This is a genomic window from Novosphingobium sp. MBES04 (assembly GCF_000813185.1).
Lineage (GTDB): Bacteria > Pseudomonadota > Alphaproteobacteria > Sphingomonadales > Sphingomonadaceae > Novosphingobium > Novosphingobium decolorationis.
On the sequence record NZ_DF850488.1, the window covers coordinates 1133724 to 1152702 of the forward strand.

15 protein-coding genes, 1 tRNA gene and 3 pseudogenes are annotated in these 18979 nt (G+C 65.5%); 4 read left to right on the forward strand and 15 right to left on the reverse strand.

Going from position 1 to position 18979, the window contains the following annotated elements:
* The 5 genes and pseudogenes from MBENS4_RS05065 to MBENS4_RS05085 form a co-directional block, all read right to left on the reverse strand.
* Positions 1–618, reverse strand: a 618-nt coding sequence (locus tag MBENS4_RS05065) for a nucleotidyltransferase domain-containing protein (RefSeq protein WP_039389195.1), incomplete at its 3' end; no start/stop codon positions are given.
* Between the two features lie 84 nt (positions 619–702).
* A complete protein-coding gene (locus MBENS4_RS05070; protein WP_039389196.1) occupies positions 703–987 on the reverse strand; it encodes an RNA polymerase sigma factor in 285 nt (94 codons plus the stop codon).
* Positions 984–1871 (reverse strand): ArdC family protein, encoded by an 888-nt coding sequence (locus tag MBENS4_RS05075; protein ID WP_039389198.1) that lies wholly within the window; start codon positions 1869–1871, stop codon positions 984–986. The genes MBENS4_RS05070 and MBENS4_RS05075 overlap by 4 nt, the downstream gene beginning before the upstream one ends.
* Before the next feature lie 389 nt (positions 1872–2260).
* A pseudogene (locus MBENS4_RS05080) lies at positions 2261–3489 on the reverse strand (tyrosine-type recombinase/integrase).
* 197 nt (positions 3490–3686) lie between these two features.
* Positions 3687–3760 (reverse strand) — tRNA-Gly (locus MBENS4_RS05085).
* Between the two features lie 200 nt (positions 3761–3960).
* Here MBENS4_RS05085 and MBENS4_RS05090 point away from each other — a divergent pair.
* Positions 3961–5340, forward strand: coding sequence for a malonyl-CoA decarboxylase domain-containing protein (locus MBENS4_RS05090; RefSeq protein ID WP_084591954.1), 1380 nt, complete (start codon positions 3961–3963; stop codon positions 5338–5340).
* 42 nt (positions 5341–5382) lie between these two features.
* On the opposite strand, the gene MBENS4_RS05095 is transcribed toward MBENS4_RS05090, so the two are convergent.
* From MBENS4_RS05095 to pepN, 6 genes and pseudogenes are all read right to left on the reverse strand, one after another.
* Complete coding sequence (locus MBENS4_RS05095) at positions 5383–5919, reverse strand: adenine phosphoribosyltransferase (protein ID WP_039389200.1); 537 nt, start codon at positions 5917–5919, stop codon at positions 5383–5385.
* A gap of 110 nt (positions 5920–6029) precedes the next feature.
* Positions 6030–6839 (reverse strand): cytochrome c1, encoded by an 810-nt coding sequence (locus MBENS4_RS05100; RefSeq protein WP_039389201.1) that lies wholly within the window; start codon positions 6837–6839, stop codon positions 6030–6032.
* 30 nt (positions 6840–6869) lie between these two features.
* Positions 6870–8153, reverse strand: a complete 1284-nt coding sequence (locus MBENS4_RS05105; RefSeq protein ID WP_039389203.1) for a cytochrome b — start codon at positions 8151–8153, stop codon at positions 6870–6872.
* A gap of 23 nt (positions 8154–8176) precedes the next feature.
* Positions 8177–8709, reverse strand: a pseudogene (gene petA, locus MBENS4_RS05110) (ubiquinol-cytochrome c reductase iron-sulfur subunit).
* 263 nt (positions 8710–8972) lie between these two features.
* Positions 8973–9755 carry a peptidoglycan editing factor PgeF gene (pgeF, locus tag MBENS4_RS05115; protein WP_242404788.1) on the reverse strand — a complete coding sequence of 261 codons (783 nt, stop codon included), beginning with the start codon at positions 9753–9755 and terminating at the stop codon, positions 8973–8975.
* Positions 9748–12401 (reverse strand): annotated as a pseudogene (gene pepN, locus MBENS4_RS05120) (aminopeptidase N). The gene pgeF and the pseudogene pepN overlap by 8 nt, the downstream one beginning before the upstream one ends.
* A 108-nt stretch (positions 12402–12509) precedes the next feature.
* Here pepN and MBENS4_RS05125 point away from each other — a divergent pair.
* Complete coding sequence (locus tag MBENS4_RS05125; RefSeq protein WP_039389204.1) at positions 12510–13355, forward strand: epimerase; 846 nt, start codon at positions 12510–12512, stop codon at positions 13353–13355.
* Here MBENS4_RS05125 and MBENS4_RS05130 read toward each other — a convergent pair.
* Positions 13265–14170 carry a DMT family transporter gene (locus MBENS4_RS05130; protein WP_039389206.1) on the reverse strand — a complete coding sequence of 302 codons (906 nt, stop codon included), beginning with the start codon at positions 14168–14170 and terminating at the stop codon, positions 13265–13267. The genes MBENS4_RS05125 and MBENS4_RS05130 overlap by 91 nt on opposite strands.
* A gap of 29 nt (positions 14171–14199) precedes the next feature.
* Positions 14200–15195 (reverse strand): threonine aldolase family protein, encoded by a 996-nt coding sequence (locus tag MBENS4_RS05135; RefSeq protein WP_039391773.1) that lies wholly within the window; start codon positions 15193–15195, stop codon positions 14200–14202.
* A 73-nt stretch (positions 15196–15268) separates the two neighbouring features.
* On the opposite strand from MBENS4_RS05135, the gene MBENS4_RS05140 reads away from it, so the two are divergent.
* Together MBENS4_RS05140 and MBENS4_RS05145 are read left to right on the forward strand one after the other, a co-directional pair.
* Positions 15269–15568: a GNAT family N-acetyltransferase gene (locus MBENS4_RS05140; protein ID WP_039389208.1), complete on the forward strand. Its 300-nt coding sequence runs from the start codon at positions 15269–15271 to the stop codon at positions 15566–15568.
* A 204-nt stretch (positions 15569–15772) separates the two neighbouring features.
* Positions 15773–17224 carry an NAD-dependent succinate-semialdehyde dehydrogenase gene (locus MBENS4_RS05145; protein WP_039389211.1) on the forward strand — a complete coding sequence of 484 codons (1452 nt, stop codon included), beginning with the start codon at positions 15773–15775 and terminating at the stop codon, positions 17222–17224.
* Between the two features lie 66 nt (positions 17225–17290).
* Here the strand turns inward: MBENS4_RS05145 and MBENS4_RS05150 are convergent, their stop codons facing one another.
* Together MBENS4_RS05150 and MBENS4_RS05155 are read right to left on the reverse strand one after the other, a co-directional pair.
* On the reverse strand, positions 17291–18235 hold the full coding sequence (locus MBENS4_RS05150; RefSeq protein WP_039389213.1) for a hypothetical protein: 945 nt from the start codon (positions 18233–18235) through the stop codon (positions 17291–17293).
* Between the two features lie 277 nt (positions 18236–18512).
* Positions 18513–18881, reverse strand: coding sequence for a hypothetical protein (locus MBENS4_RS05155; RefSeq protein ID WP_039389214.1), 369 nt, complete (start codon positions 18879–18881; stop codon positions 18513–18515).
* Positions 18882–18979 lie beyond the last annotated feature (98 nt).

Below are 18979 nucleotides of genomic sequence, written 5' to 3' on the forward strand. Positions count from 1 at the left end.
GAGGCGTTCGGTGGCTTGATGCAGTTCGAAAGCCGCCTTGTTATAGCGACCTCGTTCCAGATTGCTCTTAAAGTCGTCAAAGAATTCACCGGCGCTGGGATACCACTCCCCGTAGTACTCCTTCGCCAGATCCAGCGCCGCATGCGGGGTCTTGGGCTTGGGGGTCGCCAGATCGCTGTCGTCGGCCTCGTAGAGCGCAATGCCGTCGCGGGCGATATCCATGAAGAAGTACCGGCCCTGGGCGAGCCCGTCGTTCACTTCCTGCATGGTGTGGACGATGAAATTGACCGGTGTCTTGAGGCTCTCGGTGATACCGTATTCGCGCATCAGCCGCTCGTCGACGCGGGTCCAGTACTTGACCCGGTCGGTCAGCCGCTTGTCGCTGACGATCACCAAAAGATCGTAGTCCGACTTGTAGCCCTTGGCAGTGTGCGGCTCGTCGATCCAGTTGCCCCGGGCATAGCTGCCGTAGAGCACGATCTTGAGGATGCGCCCCTTCTTCTTCCAGTTCTGCGTTGAAAGCGCGAAGGCGTCCTCGAATTCCTCGAAGACGATCTGCACCACGCGTTCGAGCTCGCGCTGCTTATTCGCGGGGAGATGGTCGAGGCTCGTTTTCATGGGCACAGACTCGTGCCTAACATCCTTGCTGCCAAGTGCAAAATGATGGCGGCCGGGGCCCTGTGGGCTCCGGCCGCGCGTGTATCACCATCCCTTGCGCTCCTGACGGCGCAGAGAACTGGCGATCATTTCGATTGCATGGGCCAGATGGGTTTCGGCCTGCGCGTTCGGGATACCAAGTTCGGCCGCGATCCGGGGCACATTCAAGCCTTCGACGCGCGCCAGACGAAAGGCCGCGTGCTCGGCATCGGGAAGCGAGGCCAACGCGCGCATATAGCGCCGGTGCCGGGGATCGGGGACCTCGGCAAAGGCGCCCTTGAGAAACGCCTCCCGGATACGCTGGACGAGGAAGGCAAGAGGCCGGATCATGCCGCATCCTCCCCGAAGGCTAGGAGGTAATCGGCGGCCTTGCTGGCGGCACTGGCCGCACGAAAGATCGCCTTTTCGTCCTCGCGCAACACGGCAAGCCACGCCCCTACATAGTCGGCATGCCGCACGCTCGGCGCGATCCCCAAGGAGGCGCAGACAAAGGCGCTGGTCATCTCAGCGACCAGTTCCTCCCGGCCATACTTCGAGGAACGATAGCGGCCCGACTGGTCCCGGTTGAGGCGGGTGGGATGCCCGGTCCAATGGCCCAGTTCGTGCAGCGCCGTGCGGTACCAGTTAATCGGATCGGGGAAAGCAACCTGTGGCGGCACCATCACGAAGTCTTCGGCCGGAGCATAGTAGGCCTCGCGCCCGCCAATCCGAAAGTCTACCCCCGAACGCTTGATGATGATATCTGCCTCGACATTCGCCAAGAGCGGATCGGGTGCGTTCGAAGCCTCGCCCGCATCGATCGGCAGGCCCTCGCACTGGTCGAGATTGAAGACTGTGAACCTCTTAAGGAACGCCACGGTGCGCGCGTCGCGGTCTTCGCTCCGCGCTTTCTTCGCCTCGTCCTTGGGGGTGAAACGGTCGGCGTAACAAATGACCGTTCCCTTCTCCCCGCGCTTGACGTTGCCGCCTGCCTTCTCGGCCTGCTTGTAGGTAAGCCAGCGCTGCGAGGAATAGCCGCTCCCGATCCCGGCTGCCCACAGGATCAGCACGTTTATTCCACTGTAGATGCGTCCGGTTACTCCATTCTGCGGCATCGTCACCGGGCACCGCGCCGCGTCCCACGGCTGCACCCACGGCACGCGGCCGTCCTCCAGTTCGGCAATGATCCGGTTCGTGACCTCTCCATAGAGGCTCTGACGGTTGTCCTTGGCCATGCTCCTTCACTCCTTCCTTCAACCGCCATTGACCGGCGCCAGGGTGGCGGGGGGCGGCAGGAGCGAACCAGCAGCCCCGCCGGCAAAAGGCGGGGCGCACCTGCAAGGCCGTAACAACGTGAAGGACCCGGGAGCGCAGCGGACGGGTTGCGCCCCGTCGCGGCGGGGCTATCGGGCAGCGACGCCCCCCGCCACCTTGGAGCCGACAAAGGCCAACGCCGCCGCGCGATCAGCGCGGCGACCGCTGAAGGGATGCGAGCCGCATCCTGCCCCTGACAGGGATCGTCACGGCTCTGCCGACGAGACGGCGGCGTAGTTGGTGGCTCGGTTGAGCGTCAGCGAAATAGAGCCCGGCCGCGAAGAAAACGCGGGTCAGCCAGTACGCGGGCCTAGGACGCTCGCCTGGAAACGGGTTTGGGTTGACCATCATCGCGCCTTTCATCGAGATAGTCGCTCCACCATTGGGCCATTTCGACTCGTTCCTTCCAGTGCGCGCCACGGTGATAGGCCGCCCTCACTTTGTCGCTGTCTCCATGCGCCAGAGCACGTTCGATGGCGTCGGGATGCCACTTGCCGCTTTCATTGAGCAGGGTGGACGCCATTGCCCTGAAACCATGCGCGGTCATTTCGTCGCTGGCGTAGCCAAGACGGCGCAAACCAGCGTTGATCGTGTTGTCGCTCATAGGTCGGCGACGCGACCGGATGGAAGGAAATACGTACCTTCCGGCCCCGTCAGTGCCTTGGCATCTTCAAGCAGGGCGAGGCTCTGGCGAGAAAGTGGGACCAGATGGTCTTTTCGCATCTTGGTCTTCGCGGCGGGGATCCGCCAGAGCGCACCGTCGAAGTCGAACTCTGACCATTCGGCATGGCGAAGCTCGCCAGGGCGGACAAAGACATGGGGCGCCAGCTGCATCGCCAACTTCGTCATGGGCTGACCTTCATAGCCCTCGATCGCGCGCAGCAGTCCGCCAACGCGTTCCGGGTCGATGATCGCGCCATAGTGGGTGACCGTGGGCGTGGTTAGCGCGCCACGAAGGTCGCGCGTTGGATCGGAGGGAATACGGGCGGTGGCGACCGCGTAGCGGAAGACAGCGCCAGCAAGCTGGAGCGTGCGACGCGCGCTCTCCAGCTGCCCCTTCTTCTCGATTCTGCGAACGGCGGTCAAAACGTCTATTGGTTGGATCTCGGCTATCGGCATGTCTCCGATCGAGCCTCGTAGCAGCGAGAGAAGGTACTCGCTGCGGTTGGCCGTCGCGGGTGCCCAAGCCTTGGCGCCATCGCGTTTGCGCTTGGCACAATACTCCTCGGCAACGGAGGTGAACGTCGTGGCTGAGGCCATTTCCGCGCGCATCTTGTCACGCCGCTTTTCTATCGAAGGATCGCGCCCGTCGAAGACCAGCTCACGCGCACTGTCCCGGCGGCGGCGGGCTTCGGCCAGGCCGACGGTTGGATAGGTGCCGATCGCGAGCGCCTTTTCCTTGCCGTGGATGCGATACTTCACGCGCCAGAGCTTTCCCCCTGTCGGTTTTACCAGCAGGAAAAGGCCAAGCGCGTCGCCCAGCTTGTAGGGCTTCTCTCGGGGCTTCGCGTTTCGGATCGCAATGTCGGTAAGTGGCATATTTCAGCGCCTTTCCCGTTACGAGTCCCCCACGATGGGGGTCTCTCTCACTGGTCCAGACGACGAAACCCCAAAGTACCCCCAAAATTTCCTGGATGCAGGCGGAAAAGGGCGGTTAAATCCGGACGAGGCGGAGCGCAAAAGCCCCGTATTTCCGGGCTTTTATACCATTCTTCGGATGATTTTTGAAGGAGGGATGGAGCGGGTAAGGGGAATCGAACCCCTCTAGCTAGCTTGGAAGGCTAGAGCATTACCACTATGCTATACCCGCAACGCCGGCCTGACAGCGCGTCGGGCGCTGCCAAGGCGAGCCGCTTGCCACGACAGCGCGCGTCTAGTCAACATATCTTTTCACATGCCTGGCGCTTGCCCCCAGCACCATCATGGATCTCGCCTCACCGCGCACCGGTTCCCGCCCCACCCCGCGACTGGTAGACTGCCGGTGTCCCAGACGAGGAGGAGCGAATCGCCATGGCCACGACGCATCCCGACCGCACGTCCCCATCCCCGCAAGCGCCAGCGGCTCCGGCCGCCAACGCGGCCTCGGCGCGGCTGCGCAAGCCGCTCGACCTGCTGCTCGGAGCCGGGCTCGGCAAACTGCTGCGCAGCGTCGGGATCGGGCAGCCCAGCGCGCCCGGCGAGAATCTTCTCGACCTTGCCGATGCCCTTCTCTCGGTGCGCGGACGCGCCTCGGGCCCCTCGCTCGCCGCCGCCTTCTTCCGCCTTTATGAAAGCCGCAACGAGGCGGAGCGGCGCCGCTTTCTGGAAACGATCCACGAGCGCTATCCCCTCGATGCCCACGCCATCGACAAGGCCATTGCACAGTGGCAGGCTAGGCGCGACGAGGCCTCCGGCCTTGCCCTTCACGCGGCCAGCAAGTCGCCCTGCCGGCGCCTCATCAACCTTCTCAACACCGCCCCCGACGGTACGCAGAAGCTGCTTTGGCTGCGCGAGGACCTGCTTTCGGTCGCCCGGGACGACCGCTCGGCCGGCCTCCTCGCCTTCGACCGCGAACTCGAAGGCGCCTTCACCGCCTGGTTCAACGCAGGCTTCCTCGAACTGCGCCGGATCGGCTGGGATTCGCCCGCGGTCCTGCTCGAACGCATCATCCGCTACGAGGCGGTCCACGCCATTCGCGGCTGGGACGACCTGCAACGCCGGGTCGAGCCGGTCGACCGGCGCTGTTACGCCTTCTTCCACCCGCAGATGCCGCTCGACCCGCTGATCTTCGTGGAGGTCGCCCTGACCCGCGAAGTTCCAGGCGCCATCCACGATGTCATTGCCGAGGAGCGCGAGAGCGTGCCGGTCGGCGAGGCGAAGTGCGCGATCTTCTATTCGATCAGCAATTGCCAGAAGGGCCTCAAGGGCATTCCCTTCGGCAACCACCTCATCAAGCGCGTGGTAGGCCAGCTGCGCGAGGAACTTCCCCACATCGAAACTTTCGCGACGCTCTCCCCCGTACCCGGGCTTGCCCGGTGGCTGGACGGGGAGGAAGCCGGCAAGTCCCCTGCCCCTGCGGACGACATCTTGCGCGCCGAGGCCGCGCGCTATCTTGTCTCGGCCAAGGGACGGGGCAACCAGCCGCGTGATCCGGTCGCGCGTTTTCACCTGGGCAATGGTGCCCGCCTCGAGGCGATCCATGCGAACGCGGACCTCTCCCCCAACGGGGTCAAGCAATCGCGCGGCATCATGGTCAACTATCTCTATGACCTCGACTACATCGAGGCCAACTGCTTTGCTCTGGCCGAGATGGGCACCGTCGCGACCTCGAAGAAGGTCCGCGCGCTCCTTGACGAGGGCAGCGAGGAAGAGAGTGGCGGCAAGCGCAGGAAGTCGGCCGAAGCGGCCTGACGGCTCACCGCAGTCTTAGTTCCCAGGCTCAATGCCCGGACCTTAGTGTCCAGGATAATCGAGCAGCGCCTCGACCGCGACCCCGGCGCTGCGCAGACGCTCGGCGCCGCCCAGATCGGGCAGATCGACGAGGAACAGCGCCTCGGCAACAACGCCGCCTGCCCGGCGCAGAAGCTCGCATGCGGCCAGAGCCGTACCGCCCGTTGCCAGGAGATCGTCGATGAGGACGATGCGGCTGCCATCTACGACCGCTCCTGGATCGACCTCCAGCGTGTCCGTGCCGTATTCCAGCGCGTAGTCGATGGCGAGGACCGGAACGGGCAACTTGCCGGGTTTGCGCACGGGAATAAACGGCAAGGCCAGCTTTGCCGCGATGGCCGCGCCAAAGATGAAGCCGCGCGCCTCGATCCCGGCGATCGCCTGCCCCTCGCAGGCCTGCACCTTGTCCGCCATCATCCCGACCGCTGCGGCAAATCCCTCGCCATCACCCATGAGCGTGGTGACATCGCGAAACAGGATGCCGGGCTTGGGAAAATCCGGGATCGTGCGGACGAGCGGCTTCAGGTCTTCAGGCGTCACGTGGGGCTACTCCGGGAACTCGTTGAGGAACACAGCGGCGCCCCCATAGCGAAAGAACCCCTCCACCGCGAGGATGGAGGGGTTCTGTGTGACTACCGGGACGGCAAAGCTCAGTGCTTCTTGTTCGCCCAGATGTTGCGGTAGGACATGTAGCCCAGGATCGTGGCGAAGAGCAGGAAGCCCAGGATCGGCCAACCGGTCTGCTTGCGCTTGTCCATGGTCGGCTCGGCGGTCCAGATCAGGAAGGCCGAGACGTCCTTCGCCATCTGGTCGACCGTGGCCGGGGTGCCGTCCGAATAGGTGACCATGTCTTCCATCAGCGGTGCGGGCATCGCCAGGTTGAGGTTGGCGAAGTACGGGTTGTAGTAGAGCCCGTCCGGGGTCTTGGAGTCCGGGAAGTGCTTGAGCAGTTCGGCCGGCTGGTCCTGATACCCGGTCAGCAGCGAGTAGACGTAGGGTCCACCGTTGTGACGCGCCTTGGTGATCAGCGAGAGATCCGGGGGCGAGCCCTGGCCGCCGTAGGCAACCGGCGGGAAGTAGTCGGTGGGCGTACCCGGATTGGAGGTAACCTCGCCGGTCTTCGCGTCGTACTTGGGGATCGTGAACTGCGCCGCGATCGCCTTCACTTCCGGCTCGTTGTAACCCAGCTCTTCAAGGTCGCGGAAGGCCACGTGCTTCAGGGCGTGGCAGGCCGCGCAGACCTGCTGGTAGACCTGGAAGCCGCGCTGCAGCTGCTGCTTGTCGAACGTGCCGAAGGGCCCGTCGCTGGAGAAGCTCACGTGCTTGGGATGCTCGTGGAACTCGTGCTCGGCGGTCGGCTGGGCCGGTTCGGTGGCCCAGGTATAGAACCCGAGCCCAAGGGACCAGGCCAGGGCTACCGTGAAGAACAGCCCGACGAGGATCGAGAGAATGCGTGCCATGTCTTTCGTCTCTTTCTGTCTTGCTGTTGATCAGGCCGAAGGCTCAAGCTTCGCGTCTTCGTCCTTCCCGAGGACAGCCTCGGTGATGGAGAAGGGCAGCGGCTTGGGCTTCTCGATAGCCGAGACGATCGGCAGGATGATCAGGAAGTGCGCGAAGTAGTACAGCGCGGCAATCTGGCTGATCATGACGTAGGGCTCTTCGGCCGCGGCACCGCCGCAGTAGAACAGCACCGCCATGGTCGGGATCAGACCGAACCAGAAGAACTTCTTGTACAGCGGACGGTAGGACGACGAACGGATCGGCGACTTGTCCAGCCAGGGCAGGAAGAACCACACCAGGATGGCTCCGAACATCGCGAGCACGCCCATGAGCTTGGCCGGGATGAAGAAGAAGTCCTGGGTGAAGGCGCGCAGGATCGCGTAGAACGGCCAGAAGTACCATTCGGGCACGATGTGCGCGGGCGTCGACATCGGGTTCGCCGGAATGTAGTTGTCCGGGTGGCCCAGGTAGTTCGGCGCGAAGAACACCATTGCGCAGTAGAGGATCGCGAAGACGCCGATCGCCCAGCCGTCCTTGGCGACGTAGTAGGGATAGAACGGAACCGTGTCGCTCTCGCTCTTCACTTCCACGCCAGTCGGGTTCGACGAGCCCGGAATGTGCAGTGCCCAGATGTGCAGGATGACCACGCCCACGATCACGAAGGGCAGCAGATAGTGCAGCGAGAAGAAGCGGTTGAGCGCCGCGTTATCCGGCGCAAAGCCGCCGAGCAGCCACTGCTGGAGCGGTTCGCCGACAAGCGGGATCGCGCTGAACAGGCCGGTGATCACCTTGGCGCCCCAGAAGCTCATCTGACCCCAGGGAAGCACGTAGCCCATGAAGGCGGTCGCCATCATGAGGAGGAAGATCACGACGCCCAGCAGCCACACCATCTCGCGCGGCGCCTTGTAGGAGCCGAAGTAGAACCCGCGGAAGATGTGGACGTAGATGACGACGAAGAACGCCGAGGCACCGTTGGCGTGCGCATAGCGCATCAGCCAGCCCCAGTTCACGTCGCGCACGGTGTGCTCGATGGTGTCGAAGGCGACCTCGGTGTTCGCCGCGTAATGCATCGCCATGACGATGCCCGTGACGATCTGCAGCACGAGGCACAGCCCCGCGAGGAAACCGAAGTTCCAGAAATAGTTGAGATTACGCGGAACCTCGTAGCCGCCACCGACGGCGTTGTAGACGAGGCGCGGCACCGGCAGGCGCTCGTCCATCCACTTCATGAAGGGATGGCTGGGAGTGTATTCCTTGGCCCAGGGAAAGCTCATGTTCTTGATCCTCTCTCTTGGGCTTAACCGATGGTCACGACAGTGTCGGACGTGAATTCGTAGTCCGGAACCTGCAGGTTCAGGGGCGCAGGGCCCTTACGGATACGGGCGGCGGTGTCGTAGTGCGAACCGTGGCAGGGGCAGAAATACCCACCGAACTCACCGCGCGGCTCACCTTCGCCGGCGCCAGCGGGACGCAGCCCAGGTGCGTGCACACGCCCATGGTGATCAGCCAGTTGGTCTTGCCTTCCTTGGTCCGCTCTTCCAGCGTCTGCGGATCGCGCAGGCTGGCGGCATCGACCGCGTTCGCCGCGTCGATTTCGCGCTGGGTGAGATTACGGATGAAGACCGGCTGCTTGCGGAAGATCGCCTTGATCGCCTGCCCGGTCTGCACAGAAGAGATATCGACCTCGGTGGTGGAAGCCGCGAGGACATCGGCCGAGGCCGACATCTGGCTTACCAGCGGAATGACTACCCCTATTCCGGCGACTCCTGCCGCGCTTACCGCCGCGACATTGATGAAATCGCGCCTCCGCACGCCATCTTCTTCTGCCATGTTTGCCCTTGCCTTGCTTTAGACAACCCCCCGCCAAAACCGACGCGCGCCGGAACCGACAAGGGGCCAGGTTGCTTACCTACGGTTCGCTTGGATCCCCCCAACGTACGGTACCGGAACAAGATATATCTCGTCCTCACTACCGACTTGGCACGGCTGATATACACGAAAACCAGCCCTGCCAACCGTGTTTTTGGTCAAGCAAGCCGCAAGAAAGCGCCCCGGGCGGGGTTGTAGTGGCTCTGTTCGGGGGCTGTCTTGACCTAGGTCAAGCCGATTACGGATATCTGGCGTCCGTAATTTGCCGCATGCTGATGGGTGGCACGGCGGAACGAGAAATACCGCTCGGGCGCCGCGTAGGTATCGAGCCCCAGGGTCTCGATTCGGCCCACACCCGAGGCGGCCAGACGTGCCGCGACATAAGCTTCGAGGTCGAACTGGTGGTGCCCGTCGCGCCCGGCGGCAAAGAAGCTCTCGTTCACCGTGTCCGCTTCCACGAAACGGCGGAAAAAGGCGTCATCGACCTCATAGCTGCGCCGCGCGATGCACGGGCCGACGGCCGCGACGATGCGGCTGCGGTCCGCTCCTAGGGCTTCCATCGCCGCAACGGTGCTGTCGGTCACACCGGCAAAGGCGCCCTTCCAGCCCGCGTGCGCGGCGCCCACGACACCCGCCTCGCGATCGGCCAGAAGCACCGGCGCGCAGTCGGCCGTGAGAATGCCCAGGAGCACGCCCGGACGGTCCGTCACCAGCGCGTCGGCGCGCGGGCGATCCACATCGGTCCAGATGGGATCGGAAAGCCGCACGCAGTCGGGCGAATGGATCTGATAGACGGTCGCGAGTTGCGCTCCCGGGAGCACGGCGTCCACCACAAGCGCCCGATTCGCATCGATCTTGTCGCGGTCATCGCCCGAACCATAGCCGACGTTGAGCCCGGCCACTTCGCCTTCGCTGACACCGCCGCGGCGGCCAAGAAAACCGTGTGCGATCCCCTCGAGCGCCTGGGCGCGGGCGACATCGACGCCCGCCGTATCCAGGTCAGCCAAGGCTCTTGCTCACCTGCTCGCGCACATCGCGCGACAGATCGGGCTCCTGCGCAATGCGCTCGAGCTCGGCGCGCATCAGCTGGCGCGGGCAGGTTCCACCCGGCGCCAGCGGCCAAGCGAGGGCACGAAGCGCGCCGCGGTCTGCGGATTGATCGGGTCGAGACGGCGGATGATGTCGCCAATCATGCGGTAGCCCTCCCCGCTGGGGTCATGGAAGGCGACGGTGTTCATGGCCGCGGCCATGAACACCGAGCGCACTCGGTTGGGGTTCGACATGCGGAACTCCGGGTGCTTGGCGAGCGCGCGGACATGGTCCAGCACACGCGGGTGGAGCGAGCCCGCCTGGAGCGAGAACCACTTGTCGATGACCAGTGCGTTGCCCTCATAGCGCGCCAGGAAGTCGGCGAGCGCCTCCTCGCGTTCGGGGCAGTCGAGGCTGGCCAGCACCATGAGCGCGCCCTGGCGGTCGGTCATGCACGAGGCCGCGCGGTACTGGGCGATGCCGCGCGATGCGCCTTCGGCGCCGTCGCCTGCCGCAATGTAGACGAGCGCCTGCGTCTTCACCTTGCGTGCACCGCGTGCCTCGGCCTCGCGGCTGTAGGGCACGGCCGAGACGCGGTCGTGCAGGGCCTTGAGTTCGTCCGCAAGGGTCGCACCGAGCCAGGCCTTGAGGCCCTCACGCTCGGCGTGGATCGCGCCCGGATCGGAAACGAGAAGCTGCTCGGCCAGATAACTCTCGGCCGGGAGCAGCATCAGTTCGCCGCGCATCAGGTCGTCGAGTTCGGCGTCGGTCACGATGGCGCGGAATGCCTCGCCGATGGCCGTGCGCCCGGCGCTGCGCTGGCCTTCGTCGAGACCGCCGCCGACCGCCGCCACAAGGTGCTGGACAACAAGGCTCTGCATCGCCTCGTAGCGCGCGAAGGGATCATCGTCGCAGGCCGCGAGGAAGACGAGATCGGCATCGGGGCGCGCCATTTCGATGGCGACCGGGGCCGAGAAGCCGCGGTTGATCGAAAGCACCGGATCGGCGGGCGCATCAGCAAAGACGAAGCGGTCCTCGGCCTTGTCGAGCACGACCAGGCTCTCGCCCGAATGGGTGCCCGTAGCGCGGTCGAACAGGGCGACGCGCAGCGGGATCGGCATGGCCTGCTTCTCGGGCTGGCCCGGCGTGGTCGGCACGGTCTGGTGCAGGGTGAGGACCGCCTTGCCGTCCTCCTGCGTCAGGCTTGCCGCGACCTGCGGCGTGCCGGCCTGCGAATACCACAGGCGGAACTGCGCCAGGTCGAGCCCCGCGCCGTCCTCGATCGCCTTGACGAAATCCTCGCAGGTGGCCGCGGTGCCATCGTGCCGGTCGAAGTAGAGATCGGTGCCCTTCCGGAAGCGCTCTTCTCCGGCCATGGTCCGCATCATGCGGATCACCTCGGCGCCCTTGTTATAGACGGTCGCTGTGTAGAAGTTGCTGATTTCCTGATAGGAATCGGGACGGATCGGGTGCGCGAGGGGGCCAGAATCCTCCGGGAACTGGGCAATGCGCAGGATCCGCACGTCCTCGATGCGCTTGACGGGTTCGGAACCCATGTCGGCGCTGAAGAGCTGATCGCGCAGCACCGTGAAGCCTTCCTTCAGCGAAAGCTGGAACCAGTCGCGGCAGGTCACGCGGTTGCCCGACCAGTTGTGGAAGTATTCGTGCCCGATCACGCCCTCGATGGCGTCGTAGTCGGCGTCGGTCGCGGTGTCGGGGTCGGCCAGCACGTAGCGCGTGTTGAAGACGTTGAGCCCCTTGTTCTCCATCGCGCCCATGTTGAAATCGGACACGGCGACGATGTTGAACAGGTCAAGATCGTACTCGCGCCCGAAGGTCTCCTCGTCCCACTTCATCGAGGCAATCAGCGAATCGAGCGCGTGCTGCGTGCGGCCTTCATCGCCCGGGCGCACCCAGACGTTGAGATCGACCGTGCGGCCGCTCTTCGTGGTGAAAGTGCCATGGTTGGCAATGAGTTCGCCCGCGACGAGAGCGAAGAGGTAGCTGGGCTTGGGCCAGGGATCGTGCCACTCGGCCCAGTGGGTCCCGTTCTCACCTTCGCCCTCGGCGGTGCAGTTGCCGTTGGCGAGCAGGATCGGGAAGGTCGCCTTGTCACCCGACATGCGTACCGAATAGGTCGAGAGGACATCGGGCCGGTCGGGGAAGAACGTAATGCGGCGAAAGCCCTCAGCCTCGCACTGCGTGCACAGCATCCCGTTGGACGCGTAGAGACCCATGAGCTGGCTGTTGCCCGAGGGCACGAGCGCGGTCTCGATGGTGACCTCGTGCGCATCGCCCGAAAGCTCGACAAGAAGATCGGGCCCGTCCATGCGCCAGCCGCTTGCCGCCTCGCCATCGACGCGCACCGAAACCGGCGAGATCTGGTCGCCGTTGAGGCGCAGGGTCGCAGCCCCATTGCCTTCGGGGTTGCGCTTCACCGAGAGCGTGGAGGTGACCTTCGTCGCATCGAGCCCCAGGTCGAAATCGAGCGCGATCTCGGGCACCAGCCAGGCCGGGGGCAGGTAGTCCTCACGCCGGATCACCGGCGGGGCCTGCGGCGCGGGCGCGGCGTCGGCGGTCTGGGGGTTCTGTTCGGGCTCGGCGGGTCTGCTGGCGATGTCCATGCGCCTTATCTAGCCCTTCCCGGCGCGATTGCCAGACAGGGGAGATACGTTTTGCGCGCAAGGCGCACACTTTGTCGAATGGGCACAAGGCTGCTAGGCCCTTCCCCTATGCCACGTTTCTTCATCTTCGGCCTTGGCTACACCGCCTCTGTCCTCGCCCGCGCCCTGGAAGCCAGAGGCTGGGAAGTCATTTCCACCGGCCGTTCGGGCACGCTCTCCTTCGACGATGAAGGCTCGGTGCGCACCGCGCTGGCCGATGCCGACCATGTGCTGTCCTCGGTCCCTCCGGGCAAGGAAGCGCGCGGCGAGCCGCTCGATCCGGTGCTGGAGACCTATGGCGATGCGCTGAAGGGCAAGGCGCTGTCCTACCTGTCCTCGACCGGAGTCTACGGCGATGCGGGCGGGGCCTGGGTGGACGAGGCCAGCCCCATCGGCACGGGACGGCGCACCGCGCGCGCCGAAGCGGACCGGGAGTGGCAGAAGCTGGGCGCGCGGGTCTATCGCCTGCCCGGCATCTATGGACAGGGCCGCTCGATCCTCGAACGCGTGCAGGAGGGCCGCGCGCACCGCATCGACCTCCCTGGCCAGGTGTTCAGCCGGGTCCACGTGGAGGATATCGCGGCGGGCGTGCTCGCGGGGATCGAAAAGCCTGCGGGCGCCTACAACCTTGCCGATGACCTGCCCTGCCCGCAGAACTGGCTGGTCGAGCACGCCTGTGCGCTCCTGAACCTGCCACTGCCCCCGCTCCAGACCCTGGACGAAGCCGGGCTCTCACCCATGGCGCGCGGTTTCTATGCCGAGAACCGGCGCGTGGCGAACGGGAAGGCCAAGCGCGTGCTGGGCTGGCGCCCGCGCTACCCGACTTACGTGGCGGGCTTGCGCGCGCTCAGCGCCACGATGAGCCCCAGCGTCGCGAGCCCCGCGCCCGTCCCCGCCAGCAGCGACCAGCGGTAACCCTCAAACACGGTCGAGAGCAGCATCGCGATGACGACGACCGCCACCCCGTTGTAGGCCGCGCGTCCCGCGCCAAGCTTGCGGATCAGCGTGTAGTAGAGCGGGAAGGTCACGACCGAGCCGAACACGGCCAGATAGGCCGTCCCCAGCCAGTAGCGCGGCGCGGTGGGGATCACCGGTGGCCCGTCGCGCAGCCAGGCGACCACGATATCGGCCAGCGTGCCGTAGAGCATGGCCCAGGCGAGCAGGCTCACCATCGCGAGCTTGCGGCCGGTCTCATTGGCCTGGATCACATTGGAAACCGAAGCGCAGAGCATGGCCGCGAGCGCAAGCACCACGCCCAGCCAGACCGAGCCCGCCAGCGGCGCCTCGCGCGCTTCGTGGAGAAGCAGGAGACCAATCCCGGCAATCGCTATACCGCTGCCGACCAGGAACCGACGCGTAATCGGCTGCCCCAGCAGGACCCGCGCCAGAAGCGCGTTGGGCACCAGCATCAGCGCGATCATCACCGCGACGATGCCCGAGGTCAGGTACATCTCGGCGCTGTAGACGAAGTTGTAATTCCCGCAGAACTGCGTGATGCCGACCAGCATCGCCAGGACATGGCCTGCGCGTCCGATCCGCAAGGGCCGCTTCATCGCGGCGGCCACCACGAACATCGCCGGCGTCGCCAGCAGGAAGCGCCAGGCGACCGACCAGCCCGCCGGGGCCGCGTCGATCTGCCCGGTGATCACCCACCAGGTCGATCCCCAGATCAGGCTGACCAGCAGGAAGGGCAGCGCCACGGCCGGGCGCAGCAGCGAATCCTCGTTCATGATAGGTGCGTGTCCATCGGGCTTGGCGCCTAGAGGGCGGCGATGGCCCGCGCAAGCGCGGCGACGTCTTCGGCCTTCGCGTCCCAGGCGGTGACAAGGCGCGCGGCCTCGGTGCCCCAGTCGTAGAAGCCGAAGCCCTGCTGGCGAAGCGCGGCGCGCTCGGCCGCCGTGCAGGTCAGGAACACCTCGTTCGCCTCGACCGGATGGAGCAGGCGCTGCCCCGCAGCCGCCGCCAGCTCAGCCGCGGCCGCGTTGGCGCTGCGCGCGTTTGCGAGCCACAGGTCACCCTCCAGCATGGCGAGGATCTGCGCAGCCAGGAACCGCCCCTTGGACTGCAACTGCCCGGCGCGCTTGCGGCGAAAGCGCAGGACCTCGGCCTCCTCGGGATCGAACAGGACCACCGCTTCGGCGCCCATCGCGCCATTCTTGATGAACCCGAAGCTCAAGGCATCGACGCCCGCGACGATATCTCCGGGCGCGACATCCAGGAACGCCGCCGCGTTGGCAAAGCGCGCGCCGTCCATGTGGAGGCCAAGTCCCTGACCACGGGCAAAGGAGGCCAGCGCCGCGACCTCGTCCGGGCGATAGACGCAGCCGTATTCGCTGGCCTGCGTGATCGAGACCGCATGCGGATGGACCTGGTGAACCCCGTCGCGGATGCCCGCGACCGCAGCCTCGAGCGCCTCGGGCGTGATCTTGGCGTGATCCCCCTCCACCGTCATCAGCTTGGCGCCGTGAAGGAAGAAGCCGGGCGCGCCGCCCTCGTCCATCTCGATGTGCGCCTCGCTATGGCACAGCACCGCGCCGTGGGGCTGGACCATGGTGGACAGCGCCAGGCAGTTGGCCGCCGTGCCCGTCGCCACCCAGAGCGCGGCACACTCGCGCCCGAAAAGCTGCGAGAAGCCCGCGTCGAGCGCGCGGCTGAGGCCATCGTTGTCATAGGGCGCATCGGCGGCATCGGCGGCCTGCATCGCCTTCCAGACGGAGGGATGGACGGCGGCGGCATTGTCGGAGAGGAACTGCATGACCATATGCCTCACCAGCGCGCCTGCGCCGCGTCAAGTCCATCCGCACGCCACCTTGCCAGAAGGAGAGCCCATGGTCGGCCTCACCATCACCCGCCACGAAACCGCGACCGGGGGCGAATACCGCGCCCATCCCGCCGACAGCGAAGCCCTCGGCCAGCTGACCTGGACCACGCAGGCGGGCAATCCTGCGGTGCACCGTGCGGACCTCGTCCTGGTCCCCTCCGAAATTGGCGGGCGCGGGATTGCTGGACGGCTCGTCGAGGCGATGGTTGCCGACGCGCGCGAAAACCATTTCCGCATCCAGCCTTTGTGCAGCTACGTGGTGGCGGCCTTCGCGCGCCATCCCGAGTGGGCCGACGTGAAGGCCTGACACGCGCCGCCAAGGCAGGCGTGTCATTACCGCGCAGCGAATATCTGCAAGGTAGCGCAAGGCAGGACCCGCCCGCCCCCGCATGGCGTGACCTAATGAAACAAACACCCGGCATACGCGCTTGTCCCTGGTGACGCCCGCGCAAGGCCGGGACCGGCCGCAAGGCCCCGACACGACGAATACGATCAAGAGGACCCGCACGACATGGCTTATTCCGATTTCCTGAAACAGCAGTGCTATATCGATGGAAAGTGGTGCGATGCGGATTCGGGCGCGACGCTCGAGGTGACCAACCCGGGCACCGGCGAGGTCATGGGCACGGTCCCCAAGATGGGTTCGGACGAGACCAGCCGCGCCATCGACGCCGCCGAAGCCGCGCTTCCGGCCTGGCGCGCCAAGACCGCGGGCGAACGCTCGAAGATCCTGCGCAAGCTCTACGAACTGATGATGGACGCGCAGGATGACCTGGGCGAACTGCTCAGCCGCGAACAGGGCAAGCCGCTCGCCGAAGGCAAGGGCGAGATCGCCTATGGCGCGAGCTTCATCGAATGGTTCGGCGAAGAGGCCAAGCGTGCCTATGGCGACACCATCCCGGGCCACGCCAGCGACCGCCGCATCGTCGTCATAAAGCAGCCGGTCGGCGTTGTCGGCGCGATCACGCCCTGGAACTTTCCCAATGCGATGATCACCCGCAAGCTGGGCCCCGCGCTCGCGGCGGGCTGCACCATGGTCATCAAGCCGGCCTCGGCCACCCCCTACTCGGCGCTCGCCATCGCCGCGCTGTGCGAGAAGGCCGGCATTCCCGCAGGCGTCGTCAACGTGGTGACGGGCAGCGCCGGGCAGATCGGGTCGACCCTGACGGGCAGCCCCAAGGTCGCCAAGATCACCTTCACCGGATCGACCGAGATCGGCCGCCAGCTCCTCAAGGAATCGGCCGACACCGTCAAGAAGTGCTCGATGGAGCTGGGCGGCAACGCGCCCTTCCTCGTCTTCGACGATGCCGACGTGGACGCGGCGATCGAAGGCGCGATGATCTCCAAGTTCCGCAACGGCGGCCAGACCTGCGTGTGCACCAACCGCTTCTACGTCCAGGACGGCGTCTACGACGAATTCGTCGAGAAGCTGGCCGCGCGCGTGAAGGCGATGAAGGTGGGCTACGGTCTCGACGAAGGCACCGAAGTCGGCCCGCTGGTTGATGAAAAGGCCGTCGCCAAGGTCGAGGAGCACCTCAAGGACGCCGTCGACGGCGGCGCCACCGTGCTCGCGGGCGGCTCGCGCAACGAGCGTGGCGGCAGCTACTTCAACCCGACCGTCGTCGCCAACGTGAAGCCCGACATGCTGCTGGCGCGCGAGGAGACCTTCGGCCCGCTTGCTGGCGTCATCCGCTTCACCGACGAGGCCGAGGCCATCGCCATGGCCAACGACACCGAATTCGGTCTTGCCAGCTACTTCTATGCCTCGGACATGAGCCGCGTGTGGCGCGTCGCCGAAGCGCTCGAAGCGGGCATGGTGGGCATCAACACCGGCCTCATCTCGACCGAAGTTGCCCCCTTCGGCGGCGTCAAGCAGTCGGGCCTGGGCCGCGAAGGCTCGCACTACGGGCTCGATGACTACATGGAGCTGAAGTACCTGTGCATGGGCGTGAAGCCCGCCTGACGACTTCGCCCACGGCGAAGCACGAACGGCCCCGGCAGGACCTATGCGGTTCTTCCGGGGCTTTTCCTATCGCACGCCGGCATCGTCCAGGTCGCGGGCGAAGCGGGCCATGGCAAGACGCGCGTTTGCCAGGTTCACCACCGCCCTGTCGAGCGCGACGAGCACCATGAGCCCGCAGACCTCACCAAGGGGCCGGGCAAACCAGACGTGGCGGGCACTAGTCACGGCCACCTGCTCGACCCGCTCGCTACTCGAGGCTGCCGCCAGCGCCTCGCCTTCGGCCCGCGCCAACCCGGCCATGGACTGCGCGGTCCGGGGCAGGTCGAAACCCGCCCCCCGGCGCAGCTGCGAGATCACCTCGCCCCCGGCCGTCGCGACCAGCGCGAGGCCGACCAAGCCATCCAGATTGGCCGCCGAGACGAGACGCTTGCCCAGTTCCACCACCAGCGTCCGAAACGCGGGCTCGTTCTGCATCGCCGCGAGCGCATCGCCCGTGAAGGCGTTTTCGCCCAACGCGATTTCGGCCGGAATCGGCAAGGGCGTCACAGGTGCTTTGCGCGCCTCGAAGGTACAACTTGCCGCGCACCAGACCATGTCCACGGCGTGCCCGTCACTCGATACCGGCAAAAGGATTCCGCGCGCCTTCACCGCTTCCCCGAGACGGTTGTCGAATTCCGCCTCGAACCAGATCGGTGAGCGATTGGCCACGCATTGCTCGCAATTCTCGGTGAGGTGCGCGAGCAGGGTGGCGTCCGGAACATCGTCAAGGCGCGCCAGCCGGGTCCCCTCCCCGCAATCCCGGCGCAAGTTGGTGCCCACGAACGTCAGGTGCGCTGCGTCGCCATGTGCAGGAACATGTACGATCACGCTGTCGGCACGGAACGGCTCGAGCGCGCCATCCTCCATGTCCTGGAAATCGGGATAGGGCCGGGACCGGGCAAGCCGGGCCCATTCATGGTAGACCTGCATCTGGAGCCTGCGTTCCAGAAGGTCCGCGTCTTCACTCGTCATTCGGACTTGCGCCCCATTCCACCGCACGATCCCGAAGGACCGCCACGTTCCCCACCATCCTGACGCGGTTTACCCACGCACGGCGACCAATTTTCGCAAGGCTATCTCAGGAATGTATAAACACAACTTAAATTATTATTAAATATAGTATTTTCGAAGCAACAGACGCACAGGCCCAGGATGGCCCGCTTACGTGCTCATGCAAAGCCCCGGCGCACCTTGCGGTGGCCGGGGCTTGCTTCGCGGGACCCATTGGCCCCGCGCCTGTCGGCTGCGCTCAGACCTTGAGGTCGGCCTCGATGCGCGACACCTTGAAGCGGGCCATGCCCAGGTTCGCCTTGGCCTTGTCGAGCACGAGGTAGAGGAACAGGCCCTTGCCCGAATCGTCGGTGAGCGGGCGGATCATGTGGTACTGGCTCGAGAGCGAGATGAGCACGTCCTCGACTTCGTCGTCGAGCCCCAGTTCCTTCATGGTGGCCAGCTTGGCCTTCATCACGTTGGTGTTGCCTGCCGCCGCGACGTTGAGGTCGAGACCATTCGAATCGCCCGCGGTCGCGACCGCCATGCCGGTGGCGAGATCGACCAGCGCAACGGCCTTTGCACCGTCGATTTCAAGGCATTCGTTGAGCTTGGCTTCAAGTGACATAGGATATCCCTTTCTGGATTGAGATGTGGGCGGGGAAACAGGTGGGAAGGAAAGTGGGATGCAGAGCCCCTGACGGAGCCCGGCGCCGCCGAGGACCT

Bases quoted from the DNA above. Each gene is read 5' to 3' on its own strand.
- MBENS4_RS05125 (WP_039389204.1), top strand. From the start codon at position 12,510: ATGCCACGTTTCTTCATCTTCGGCCTTGGCTACACCGCCTCTGTCCTC.
- MBENS4_RS05075 (WP_039389198.1), bottom strand. From the start codon at position 1,871: ATGGCCAAGGACAACCGTCAGAGCCTCTATGGAGAGGTCACGAACCGG.
- MBENS4_RS05070 (WP_039389196.1), bottom strand. From the start codon at position 987: ATGATCCGGCCTCTTGCCTTCCTCGTCCAGCGTATCCGGGAGGCGTTT.
- MBENS4_RS05140 (WP_039389208.1), top strand. From the start codon at position 15,269: ATGGTCGGCCTCACCATCACCCGCCACGAAACCGCGACCGGGGGCGAA.
- MBENS4_RS05130 (WP_039389206.1), bottom strand. From the start codon at position 14,170: ATGAACGAGGATTCGCTGCTGCGCCCGGCCGTGGCGCTGCCCTTCCTG.
- MBENS4_RS05150 (WP_039389213.1), bottom strand. From the start codon at position 18,235: ATGACGAGTGAAGACGCGGACCTTCTGGAACGCAGGCTCCAGATGCAG.
- MBENS4_RS05135 (WP_039391773.1), bottom strand. From the start codon at position 15,195: ATGCAGTTCCTCTCCGACAATGCCGCCGCCGTCCATCCCTCCGTCTGG.
- MBENS4_RS05100 (WP_039389201.1), bottom strand. From the start codon at position 6,839: ATGGCACGCATTCTCTCGATCCTCGTCGGGCTGTTCTTCACGGTAGCC.
- MBENS4_RS05145 (WP_039389211.1), top strand. From the start codon at position 15,773: ATGGCTTATTCCGATTTCCTGAAACAGCAGTGCTATATCGATGGAAAG.
- MBENS4_RS05105 (WP_039389203.1), bottom strand. From the start codon at position 8,153: ATGAGCTTTCCCTGGGCCAAGGAATACACTCCCAGCCATCCCTTCATG.
- MBENS4_RS05090 (WP_084591954.1), top strand. From the start codon at position 3,961: ATGGCCACGACGCATCCCGACCGCACGTCCCCATCCCCGCAAGCGCCA.
- MBENS4_RS05155 (WP_039389214.1), bottom strand. From the start codon at position 18,881: ATGTCACTTGAAGCCAAGCTCAACGAATGCCTTGAAATCGACGGTGCA.